The 11,836-nt window shown below is 38.6% G+C and carries 11 protein-coding genes; 8 read left to right on the top strand and 3 right to left on the bottom strand.

Annotated elements, in window-relative coordinates; translation table 11 throughout:
• Positions 1-60 precede the first annotated feature (60 nt).
• From rsgA to IGK01_RS13055, 6 genes are all read left to right on the top strand, one after another.
• The gene (gene rsgA / locus IGK01_RS13080) at positions 61-960 is read left to right on the top strand and encodes a ribosome small subunit-dependent GTPase A (protein ID WP_029593934.1); all 900 of its coding nucleotides are present in this window, start codon (positions 61-63) and stop codon (positions 958-960) included.
• A gap of 12 nt (positions 961-972) precedes the next feature.
• On the top strand, positions 973-1,623 hold the full coding sequence (rpe, locus tag IGK01_RS13075; protein WP_010734105.1) for a ribulose-phosphate 3-epimerase: 651 nt from the start codon (positions 973-975) through the stop codon (positions 1,621-1,623).
• Positions 1,623-2,261, top strand: a complete 639-nt coding sequence (locus IGK01_RS13070; RefSeq protein WP_438840814.1) for a thiamine diphosphokinase — start codon at positions 1,623-1,625, stop codon at positions 2,259-2,261. The genes rpe and IGK01_RS13070 overlap by 1 nt, the downstream gene beginning before the upstream one ends.
• A gap of 159 nt (positions 2,262-2,420) precedes the next feature.
• Complete coding sequence (mreC, locus tag IGK01_RS13065) at positions 2,421-3,275, top strand: rod shape-determining protein MreC (protein ID WP_010734107.1); 855 nt, start codon at positions 2,421-2,423, stop codon at positions 3,273-3,275.
• Between the two features lie 3 nt (positions 3,276-3,278).
• The gene (gene mreD / locus IGK01_RS13060; protein ID WP_010734108.1) at positions 3,279-3,803 is read left to right on the top strand and encodes a rod shape-determining protein MreD; all 525 of its coding nucleotides are present in this window, start codon (positions 3,279-3,281) and stop codon (positions 3,801-3,803) included.
• A gap of 362 nt (positions 3,804-4,165) precedes the next feature.
• Complete coding sequence (locus IGK01_RS13055) at positions 4,166-5,653, top strand: C40 family peptidase (protein ID WP_438840813.1); 1,488 nt, start codon at positions 4,166-4,168, stop codon at positions 5,651-5,653.
• A 123-nt stretch (positions 5,654-5,776) separates the two neighbouring features.
• On the opposite strand, the gene IGK01_RS13050 is transcribed toward IGK01_RS13055, so the two are convergent.
• Positions 5,777-7,576, bottom strand: coding sequence for a M3 family oligoendopeptidase (locus tag IGK01_RS13050; RefSeq protein WP_010734111.1), 1,800 nt, complete (start codon positions 7,574-7,576; stop codon positions 5,777-5,779).
• A 122-nt stretch (positions 7,577-7,698) separates the two neighbouring features.
• On the opposite strand from IGK01_RS13050, the gene IGK01_RS13045 reads away from it, so the two are divergent.
• Complete coding sequence (locus tag IGK01_RS13045) at positions 7,699-8,205, top strand: VanZ family protein (RefSeq protein ID WP_010734112.1); 507 nt, start codon at positions 7,699-7,701, stop codon at positions 8,203-8,205.
• Between the two features lie 48 nt (positions 8,206-8,253).
• Here IGK01_RS13045 and IGK01_RS13040 read toward each other — a convergent pair whose 3' ends face one another.
• Positions 8,254-9,654, bottom strand: a complete 1,401-nt coding sequence (locus IGK01_RS13040) for a L,D-transpeptidase family protein (RefSeq protein WP_438840812.1) — start codon at positions 9,652-9,654, stop codon at positions 8,254-8,256.
• 297 nt (positions 9,655-9,951) lie between these two features.
• On the bottom strand, positions 9,952-10,926 hold the full coding sequence (locus IGK01_RS13035) for an L-lactate dehydrogenase (RefSeq protein WP_019722338.1): 975 nt from the start codon (positions 10,924-10,926) through the stop codon (positions 9,952-9,954).
• Between the two features lie 346 nt (positions 10,927-11,272).
• Between IGK01_RS13035 and pth the strand changes: the two genes are divergently transcribed.
• The gene (pth, locus tag IGK01_RS13030) at positions 11,273-11,833 is read left to right on the top strand and encodes an aminoacyl-tRNA hydrolase (protein WP_224434298.1); all 561 of its coding nucleotides are present in this window, start codon (positions 11,273-11,275) and stop codon (positions 11,831-11,833) included.
• Positions 11,834-11,836 lie beyond the last annotated feature (3 nt).

Below are 11,836 nucleotides of genomic sequence, written 5' to 3'. Positions count from 1 at the left end.
ATTTTTTGGTGATTTCTCCTAACTTCTGCTGTCCTATGGTAAAATATACTAAAAATGGAGGTGGGTTTCATTAAAGGGCAAATCAGAAAAGCAATAAGTGGATTTTATTACGTATATAAAGATGGAGAGACCTATCAGACACGAGGTCGAGGGAATTTTCGTAATCGAAAGATCACGCCCCTTGTTGGCGATCAAGTCATATTTGAAAGTGAAAACAAGACCGATGGCTATCTACTAGAAGTTTTACCACGTAAAAATCAATTAGTACGACCACCAGTAGCAAATGTTGATTTAGGAGTTGTTGTGACGAGTTTGATCGAACCAACATTCTCTTATAATCTACTCGACCGTTTTTTAGTCATGTTGGAATATGAATCGATCGAGCCAGTGATCTATTTGACGAAAACGGATTTAGCTGTCGATTCTACACAAATAAAAGAAATTAAAGAGACTTACGAAAAAATCGGCTATCCAGTGATCGTCCCTCGCACACAGGGTGACACGGATGAATTAGTTCGCTATTTTCCAGAAAGACTGACTGTTTTCATGGGACAGTCAGGTGCAGGTAAATCGACGTTGCTCAACCAAATCTCACCAGAGCTTGAGTTAGAAACAGGTGAAATATCTGATTCTTTGGGACGTGGACGTCACACGACAAGACATGTCGAGTTATTACCACTCTATGATGGATTGGTTGCCGATACACCAGGTTTCAGTTCTATTGATTTCTTAGTCATCGAACCTGTCGAGTTATCCAAACAATTCCCTGAATTTGTCGATGCTTCTGTAGACTGTCGCTTTAGAGAGTGTATGCACGTAAAAGAGCCAGATTGTGAAGTCAAACGAAGAGTAGCGGCAAAAGAAATTGCACAGACTCGCTATGACAATTACTTGCAATTTTTGCAAGAAGTTGAAAACCGTAAACCGATGTACAACAAAAAAGAAACTAGAAGAAAGTAGGAGGGTATTTTTATGAAAATAGCACCATCGATTTTAAGCGCAGATTTCGCCAATCTCCAAGCAGACATTGAACGAGTAGAAAAAGGTGGAGCAGACTATATCCATGTGGACGTAATGGACGGCCAATTCGTTCCTAACATTACATTCGGATCGAATGTAGTGCAAGCAATCCGTCCGGTCACAAAACTACCTTTAGACGTTCATTTGATGATCATCAATCCTGAAAATTATATTGCTGATTTTGCAAAAGCAGGTTCAGATATCATTACGGTCCATGTGGAATCGACACCACATATCCATCGTGCGATCCAGATGATCAAAGATTTAGATGTCAAAGCAGGGGTCGTTATCAATCCTGGTACACCGATCGAAATGATCAAGCATGTTTTGCCTTTAGTTGATCAAGTGTTAGTGATGACAGTCAATCCAGGATTTGGCGGACAAAGCTTTATTACAGAAACAGTGGATAAAATCGCAGAGTTAGCGGAATTACGCAAGGTGAACGATTGGACCTATCAAATCGAAGTGGATGGTGGAATCGTTCCAGAAACTGCAAAAATTTGTCGTGAAGCAGGTGCAGACGTATTTGTTGCAGGCTCCTATGTCTATAGTGCAGAAGATCCAGCAGCTCAAATCGATCAATTGAAAAAGGCATTAGGCTAATGGAAGTATTACTTGTTGCAGGCGGATCACCAGAAAATTGGCCAGACTTGTCACAGCAATCATTTGATCAATACGTGGGCATTGACCGTGGGGCACTCTATTTACTTGAAAAAGGCTATTCATTAGATCTAGCAATCGGTGATTTTGATTCATTGTCTTCCTCGGAATATCAACGAGTATCCGATAAAGCTGTCGAAGTACACCAAGCGCCAGCAGAGAAAAACGATACGGACACTCAGCTAGGTTTAGCAAAGACATTCGAACACTTTCCAGAAGCAAGCGTGACACTGATCGGTGCAACTGGTGGAAGATTAGATCATTTATTAGCTAATCTATGGTTAGCATTAGAACCACGGTTTCAACCCTTTATACGACAGATCCAAATACAAGACAAACAAAACGTAATCACTTACTATCTACCAGGAGCTTACGAGATAAAAAAAATTCCTGAAATGAAGTATTTGGCTTACTGTTGTTTGACACCTGTTAGTCAATTGACATTATCTGACAGCAAATATCAACTATCAAACGAGGAAGTATCTCGTCCAACTTCTTATGCAAGCAATGAATTTGTCACTGACAAAGCATCCTTCAGCTTCTCTGAAGGAATCATTTCAGTCATCCAAAGTAAAGATTGATGGATCGGTTCAGGACAAAGTAGCAAAAGAAATGAAGCGGAAAAATGACAGTTTAAATTATTTGCTAAAAAAAGCTTAAAAGAAGGGTCGAGCCTTTTGTTTCCCCTTATTTAATGATAAAATTACAGGTAAGAGTCTAATTTAATTCGAGGTGTCTTTGTGAAGAAGTTCAATCCTAATAAAAATATCATTATTACCTTAGTCATCGTTATTATTGTAGTAACGGTCCTAAGTGTGACAGCTGCCCAGCGAGCGAATGAAGGAAAGCCCAATTTCTTCCAATCTATTGTGAACGACAGTGTCTCTTTTGTCGATCGGACGATTTCTGCTCCGGTCAAATGGGTCCAAAATGGCGTGGATTCAGTACATCATCTTTTCACCACCTATTCAGAAAATGAACGGTTAAAAGAAAAAATCGACAGCTATGATGAGATAGCTCAAAAAAACAAGAACATGCAAAAAGAAATCGATGCACTAAAAAGCGAACTCGATTTAAGCCAAACGTTGACGAGTTATGAAAGAGTCACAGCAAATGTGATCACTCGTTCACCTGACTCATGGCAAGATCTATTAGTCGTCGATAAAGGATCAAATGATGGAATCGAAGTCAATATGGCAGTCATGGCGCAAAAAGGTTTAGTCGGACGTGTCATTGAAGTCAATGCCACTTCTTCTAAAGTAGAATTGCTGACTTCATCAAATGTAAGTTCCAACCATTTTCCTGTTCGCGTATCTTCTGGAAACGGAGAATCTTTCGGTTTACTCAAGAATTATGACGAAAAGTTACAAGCGCTAGTTGTGACACAGCTAACAGGTGACAGTGAAATCAAAGAGGGCGACGTAGTACAAACATCAGGTCTTGGAGGCAACTCGCCAGCAGATCTACAAATCGGTACAGTCATCAAAACAAAACCAGATAGTTATGGGCTAGATCGCGAAGTCTATGTCAAACCTTATGCGGATATGTATGATCTCCCAGTAGTAACGATCATCAAACGTCTTGTGGAGGAATAGTCCATGCTGAAAAAAGAGAAAATGACCATTTATTTGCCGATCCTCCTGTTCCTACTCATGTTGATCGATGGGCACTTTACCCGAATGATGATCAGGTGGTCGAGCGGTGACTACATGGCAAGTGCGCATCTTTTGATATTGGTTTTACTATTTTGCAGTTTGAGTTTTTCCAAACGCTACTTACTGATCACGACATTAGTTTTAGGTATTATCTTTGATTCTTACTATATTGGTGTGATTGGTATTTACGCAGTTGCTTTACCTTTATTAGTATTTATCATGTATGGGATGAAATCGGTCATCCATGTAAATATTTTTACTGAGTTTTTTAGCCTCATTATTTTCATCACAGGCTATGAGTTGTTTACATTGATCGTACAAATGGTATTCAAACTTGCGAGTGTAGATAGTACGTACTTTATCACTAAATATTTAGGCCCAACATTATTATTGAATATGGTATTGTTCGCTCTACTTGTATTCCCATTAAAGAAGCTATTCAAAGAAGGTCGGGACAGAGGTGTTTAGTCTCGAGAAATAAGGCGCCATCCACGGAAATTGTTTTTCAAATTTTTGTGGATGGCGCCTTATTGCCGAAGAAGTTACTTCTGTGCCCGCCATTTAATCTGTTTTAGGTGGTGCGAGAGGCCCAATGTCTCAGCCTTTTTTTATTTAATTTAAAACGGACATTATTTAATTATTGAAAAATGTATTATGAAAATAACCATGTCATCTTACATTTCTGTCATTATAATCAGTTGTTTTGAAATGTTTTTGTAACATAACTATTATCTCATTGACATACAGCTATGGTACAATTTTGTTATCGTTAAGAAAGACTTAAATATTTTTAGATATTTATTAAATTAAGCCAGTCGGAGGAATGAAGAGTGAAAAAGAGTTTAATATCAGCAGTAATGGTAAGTTCAATGGCCTTGACTGCCGTAGCATCACCGATCGCAGCCGCGGCGGAAGATTTTGATTCTCAAATACAACAACAAGATCAAAAAATTGCGGAATTACAAAACCAACAAGCAAGTGCCCAATCTCAAATCGAGGCATTAGAAGGTCAAGTCGCTGACATCAATACAAAAGCTGAAACTTTATTAGCTAATCAAGCAACATTACGTCAAGAGTCTTCTCAATTGACACAAGAAATTGCTGATCTACAAGAACGTATCGAAAAACGTGAAGCAACGATCCAAGAGCAAGCACGTGAAACACAAGTTAAAGGTACAAGCTCTAACTACATCGATGCAGTATTGAATGCTGAGTCATTCTCAGATGCTATCGGACGCGTTCAAGCAATGTCATCAATTGTACGTGCGAACCAAGACTTAGTGAAACAACAAAAAGAAGACAAACAGGCAGTTGAAGATAAAAAAGCTGAAAATGAAGCGAAGCTACAAGAGTTAGCAGAAAACCAAGCGGCTTTAGAATCACAAAAAGGCGACTTACTATCAAAACAAGCTGATTTAAATGTCCTAAAAACTACTTTAGCGGCTGAACAAGCAACAGCAGAAGATAAAAAAGAAGACTTGAACCGCCAAAAAGCAGAAGCTGAAGCAGAGCAAGCACGTATTCGTGAACAAGCTCGTTTAGCAGAGCAAGCGCGTCAACAAGCAGCACAAGAACAAGCTGAAAGAGAAGCACGTGAACAAGCAGCAGTTGCCGCTGCAGCAGCACAAGAGCAAGAACAAGCTTCTTCTTCATCAGTACAAGAATCAACAGAAGTTTCTGAATCAGCTACTTCAGAATCATCATCAAGTGCTGAATCTTCAACAGAACAATCTTCAGTTCCTGAATCATCTACATCAACAGAAGATTCAACAACTGAAAGCAGTGTACCAGAATCTTCAACAGAAGAATCTACTACTACACCATCTGTTCCAGAAACAACAACACCATCAACGCCGGAGCCATCAACACCAGCTCCATCAACGCCAGCTCCATCAACGCCAGCTCCATCAACGCCGGAGCCATCAACACCGGCACCCTCAATTCCAGCGCCAACGGCTCCATCTACTAATGGAGCAGCGATTGTAGCTGAAGCGATGAAATACATTGGGACTCCTTATGTATGGGGTGGAAAAGATCCAAGTGGATTTGATTGTTCTGGATTTACACGCTATGTGTACCTACAAGTAACTGGTCGTGACATCGGTGGTTGGACTGTACCTCAAGAATCAGCAGGAGCTAGAATCTCAGTTTCTCAAGCAAAAGCTGGAGACTTATTATTCTGGGGAGCAGCTGGTGGCACTTACCACGTAGCAATTTCTTTAGGTGGCGGACAATACATCCACGCACCACAACCGGGCGAAAGTGTTAAAATTGGCTCAGTTCAATGGTATGCACCTGACTTTGCTGTAAGTATGTAATTTATGAAGAACTAACTCTAAAGTGAGTTAGTTCTTTTTTTACGAAACTAAAAAGGATCGAACAAACAGTTTTTGGTAACTGTCTGTTCGATCCTTTAAAATTTTCTTGCTTAGAAAGCATGATCAAATAAATTCTTCCGTCAATTCCATGAAGTTTTGGATATCTTCTAAGACCATGTTGATACCTGCTTGCCAAAAATCTGGTTTCGTTAAGTCTACACCTAAGTGTTTTTGAGCCAATTCTTCCGTTGTCATCGAAGCAGTATCGCGTAGTAAGTCGATATACTCTTGTTCAAAACTTGAACCTTGCTCGTTAGCATAGGCGTAAATACCTAAACTGAACAGGTAACCAAAGGTATAAGGGAAATTATAAAACGGTACATCATCAATAAAGAAATGTAGTTTTGCTGCCCAGAAATAAGGATGATAAGTAGATAATGCATTTGCATATCCTTCTTTTTGCGCTTCGATCATCATATCAGTGATCTCTTGTTCTGCGACTAGTCCTTTTTGTCGAGCAGTATAGAATTGATTTTCAAAGATAAAACGAGAATGGATATTCATGAACATAGCCAGAGCATTTTGTAGTTTCGTATCCAACAAATTGATTTTTTCTTCTTTTGTTGATGCCGCTTTAAGTGTTGCATCAGCTACGATCAATTCTGCAAAGGTACTTGCTGTTTCAGCAACATTCATCGCGTATTCACGATTCAACGCTGGAAGATCCCACATCGTACTACTATGGAAAGCGTGACCTAACTCATGGGCTAAAGTAGCGACTTCGTTGACTGAATTACTATAAGTCATGAAGATTCTAGATTCTTGTGTTTCAGGCAATTCGGTGCAGTAACCACCAGGTCGTTTGCCAGGACGATCCTCTGCTTCAATCCAACTTTTGTTAAAAGCGTCTTGAGCAAATTCAGCCATTTTAGGACTGAATTTATTGAAATTCTCAATGATAAATGCTGCCGCTTCATCAAAGGTAAAGGTTTTTTCTTTCATATCACCTAGAATGATCGGTGCATCTTGGTCTTGCCATTCCATTTTTTCTTTACCGAAAAGATTGGCTTTTCTTGTTAAGTAATCGACAAGGGGTTGTTTATTTTTTTGGATCGTCTCCCACATTACATCTAATGTTTCTTTTTTCAAGCGATTATATTCTAAAGGCTTTTGTAAGAAATCTGTTGTACCGTGTAGTTTATAGGTGGATAGACGGAACCCATCTAAATGATTCAAAGTGTCTGTAAATAAAGGTGCTTTTTCTTGCCAAGCAGTTTCCCAAGCTGTAAATAATTGTTTGCGGACTTCTGGATCAGGATCACCCATCATTTTATTGAATGCTTGACCAGCAGATAATTCAATGATTTCTCCCTCTTGTTCAAATGGTACAGTCACGCTAGCGACAATCGTATCATAATGACTACTCCAGGCATTCAAACCATCCAAAGATAATGTATTGATAATGTGCTCCTCGTTTTCAGATAACAAGCGTGCGCCATCGCGACGAATTTCGTTCATGCGAAAAGCAATCGGAGCTAATTGATCTTGAGCAATCAAGTGTGTCCATTCATTGTCAGATATTTCTGCAAATTTTTTCGATAAGATCGTATCTGCTGCTTGCCAACGTGGTAATGAAGCATAGAGTTTACCAGATAAAATCTTTGCATCGGAATCTTTTACATTAGCAGATAATAAAGCAGTAATATAACTATTACATTGGCTGAAGCCATTGGTTACTTTTTCTTGAAGTGCCAAAATCGTCACAAGAGAATCGATATCTTCGGATGAAAATGACCATTGATTGATTTGTTCGTAATATGTTTCTATTTGTCGTTCTAATTGAGCCAAACGTTCATTTAATTCAGTTGAAGCACTTCCTCCAGGAAAGATAGAATCTAAATCCCAGTTAAGCGAATAAGTCATCAAAAAACCCCTTTCATATTTATGGTACTATCTCTAGTATAGCATTTAAAGAAGGAATAAGTCTTGGAGAAATTATTGTTGTTTTATGAAAAAAAAGCTATCATAGAAAGAAGAGGTGACTTATGGAGTTTTTAAAAAAACAAAGAAAAAATGGAAATTTTTATTTAGTGTTTGCATTAATGATCATGGCTATTTTATTTTATAGCTCCTCGCAAACCTATGGACAACAATCGCAACTTTCAAGAATTGATGCGTGGTTCCCAAACCAACCCTTTAAAGAAGCATTATCAGGTATCCAGTTTACTTATGGAGAAAGTGTTATCAGTATCGACCATTCTGGATACAGCAAATTCATTGAATTCTTTTTAAGAAAAGGCGCCCATTTTGGTACCTATTTTCTATTAGGAGGTAGTCTGTATCTAGGTGTATTCCCGAAAATGAAAATCTGGTGGTTAACGGGGGTTCTTGCTTGGTTATCTGCGACAGGATACGCCGGTCTAGATGAGTTCCATCAAATGTTGACAGGCGATCGTTCACCAATGTTCCAAGATGTCATGCTTGATTCGATGGGGGCATTGACTGCAGTTGTTATATGTATTTTATTTACTTTTATAAAGAAGAAAAAGTAAAAAAGAGAGCACAGTTGCGTGTCTGCAACTGTGCTCTAGTAGTTACGATTAAAAAATCAAAACAGGCGTACCTTTTTCAACCATTCCAAATAATTCTTTCATGACACCTGGTGGCGTATTGACACAACCATGAGAACCGCGAGTTCGCCATAAGTCGCCGCCATATTCTGGTTGCCAATCCGAATCGTGGATACCGATACCTGTCCAATCGACTGGCATCCAATAGTTCACTGGACTTTCATATGGTGTACCATCATCGTTCGTTCCTCTTAATACTGCATTTTCTTCTTTATTCCAGACATAAAAGACACCAGGAGGAGTAGGGGTAGAAGGTTTTCCTGAAACGATATCTGTTTCAAGTGCTACTTTCCCATCTTTGTAGAACCACATATGTTGATTCTCTAAATCGACTTCGATATACGTATCCTCAATCAATGGGTGGTCGGCAGTTGTACTACCTTGAACAATTGGTGAACGTGTGAAATCTTGTCCTGCTAAAATCGCTTCTGTTAATGCTGTTACTTCGCTATCTGTTTGGATCGTCCAACTGAACGTGCCAGCAGGAACAGTTACTTCGCCACGTTTGGTACTTTTGAATTTAGTATCATTCGTACTTGTATTGTATTTTTCGCCAAGTTCACTAACATATTGACGAACTTTTTCTGAATCAAGCGCAGGTTTTCCATCTTCATAGGTGAGCCATTCAACGATGAGTGAAGAAGGGATCGTAACTGTTTCACCATTGATACTGTAAGTTCCTTTTACTTTAGCGATATTATTCATTGTCGTTAACTGCTCAGTCAACTTTTTATCTGTAGATGTGACCGTTGGTTCTTTTTGGAACTCAGTCAGATCAATTGTATCTTTTCCATCATTGACAACAGTTGTCAATTCCTTCGTAACGGCTTCGACATCGACCGTGTTCCCTTTCACTTCAGGCTTGATTTTAAATGAGTCACCAGACTTTTCAATCGTTGCATTGGCAGTAGGCGTACGTTCTTTATTCAATTCAGTCAATTCCGTAGACAATGTCTCGATCGTTTGATCCAGTTGTTCCCGTTCCGCACTTAGTGGATCGATTTCTTGTTTTTCGGCCGCAGCTACATAGTTCATTCCCCAAGTCCAAGCATTTTGGTTTTTCAAGATGGAAGCTAGATCAGTTGAAAAATCCTTTTTATAACCAAGATCGGACTTTGCAATCTCTTTCCAAACCGTTCCGTTTTCTTTGATTGAAATCGTCTTATTGGAATAAGCTTCTTTTAGCTTGTCATTTGCTTGGTCGATAGTCAGGTTACTTACATTGATCGAATTGACTTCCGTTTTAGGAAGAAAACGATTCGTGTAATATGTACTACGGTAGGTGTAAAAGCCGATTAATACTAGAATCACACCGAGAACAGAAAGCAAACCAATATTCATTGATTTTTTTCGATGAGAAGATCTTGTCATATCTGCAACTCCTTAATAATAATAGTTATAGGGTGTAACGACTCTATCATAGCATAATTTACAGTAAAAGACGAAATGATGTCCCTCTTTATATAAAAATTAACATACTGCTTAGAAAAATAACGATAGTTAGGCAAGGATTTTATATACGGAAGTGTATAAAAAAACAGGAAATCCTAGAAAATGGAAGGTCGATTTTCAGGATTCCCTGTGAAGATGAGGTTGTTTTCGAAGACATTACTTCTGGAACAACGTGTATTCTTTTTTAGTGAGAACGATAGCGTCTCAAGTAATTAATTATTCAGCATCCAATTTAGCAAAAGCTTCATCTAAGATATCTTTTAATTGTTTTGCTGAAGCGGCCATACGATCTTGTTCGCTGTCGCTTAATGGAATTTCAATGACTTTTTGGATACCTTGACGGTTGATGACAGCAGGTGCACCGATATAGATATCGTTTAGTCCATATTCACCATTCATATAAACAGATAATGGAAGAACTGCATTTTCATCGTCTAAGATCGCGCGAGTGATACGTGCTAAAGCTACAGCGATACCGTAGAATGTTGCGCCTTTTTTCTCGATGATCGTATAAGCAGCGTCACGTACACCGAAGAATAAGTTGACCATTGCTTCTTCATCCACGTCTGGATTATTTTTCACCCATTCATAGATTTGTAAACCAGCAACATTGGCATGTGACCAAACTGGGAACTCAGAATCTCCATGTTCACCTAAAATATACGCATGGACGTTACGTGCATCAACGTCAACTAATTCAGCAAGTGCTTGACGGAAACGAGCAGAGTCAAGTGAAGTTCCTGAACCGATTACGCGCTCTTTAGGGAACCCTGAGAATTTCCAAGTAGAGTAAGTTAAAATATCAACTGGGTTAGCAGCAACTAAGAAAATACCATTGAAACCTGAGTCAACGATTTGTGTAACAACTTCGCGGTTGATTTTTAAGTTTTTATTTACTAAATCTAAACGTGTTTCACCTGGTTTTTGTGGTGCACCAGCTGTGATAACGACTAAGTCTGCATCATGTGCATCTGCATAAGATGCTGAGTAGATTTTTTTAGGTGAAGTAAATGCTAGAGCGTGTGATAAGTCGATCGCATCTCCTTCAGTTTTTGCTGTATTGATATCGATGATACCAACTTCTTGAGCGATATTTTGTGTAACTAAAGCGAAGGCATAGCTAGAACCTACAGCACCGTCTCCAACAAGTATTACTTTTTGATGATCTTTTTTTTCTGCGTTTGCAGTCATTTATATCAATCCTTCCATTGATTTGTTTTTCCCATGCCTATGCTAACATGGAAAAAGCCTGCTGTCACGCTATTTGGTTACAAAATATAACAGATAACAAGGTTGTACCATATGTAAAAGCTTACATGTGCGTTATTTCACTATTTAGCAAAACCAATGATTTCATTAGTTTTGAATTATAATTTTAATCATTTTTTCATTTATTAAGTTTCTCTTTTTAGCTGTAACAAAGGATTGTGTGTTATACTAATAGGAGCTAAAATAATAAAAAAATCGAGTCAAAGACTGGACCGCCTATGAGCAGTCCAGCCTTTTGTGCTGTTTATAAGATTGGATGAGCGCAGAAATGAAAATGATCGTAGGGCTTGGAAACCCAGGAAAGAAATATGAACATACAAAGCATAACGTTGGATTTATGGTGGTGGATCGTTTGGCTGAAAAACACCAAGCGACCTTTAAGAAAAACACATTTGAAGCAGAAGTAGCTGAATTTTTCCACAAAGGTGAGAAAATTTTATTAGTCAAACCCCAAACATTTATGAATGAATCTGGCCGAGCGGTTGGTCCATTGATGACTTACTTTGGGATTTATCCAGAAGAGTTGGTGGTTGTTTATGATGACCTAGATTTAGCAATCGGTAAAATCCGTTTACGACAAAAAGGAAGTGCAGGCGGACATAATGGGATCAAGAGTATTATCTCTCATTTGGATAGTACGATCTTTGATCGAATAAAAGTTGGTATTGGTCGACCAGAAGGTAAAAAAACAGTCGTCCAACATGTTCTCAGTCCCTTTAGTAAAGAGACGCAACCCTTGATCGAACAAAGCATCGATCAATCAGTCGCTGCTGTTGAATTTCTATTGGATGGCCATTCTTTTATAGATACAATGAATCAATTTAATTAAGAA

It is taken from the genome of Enterococcus sp. AZ080, assembly GCF_051714945.1.
In the GTDB taxonomy this organism is placed as follows: Bacteria; Bacillota; Bacilli; order Lactobacillales; family Enterococcaceae; genus Enterococcus_B; species Enterococcus_B pernyi.
This window is presented reverse-complemented; position numbering and strand designations above follow the sequence as displayed.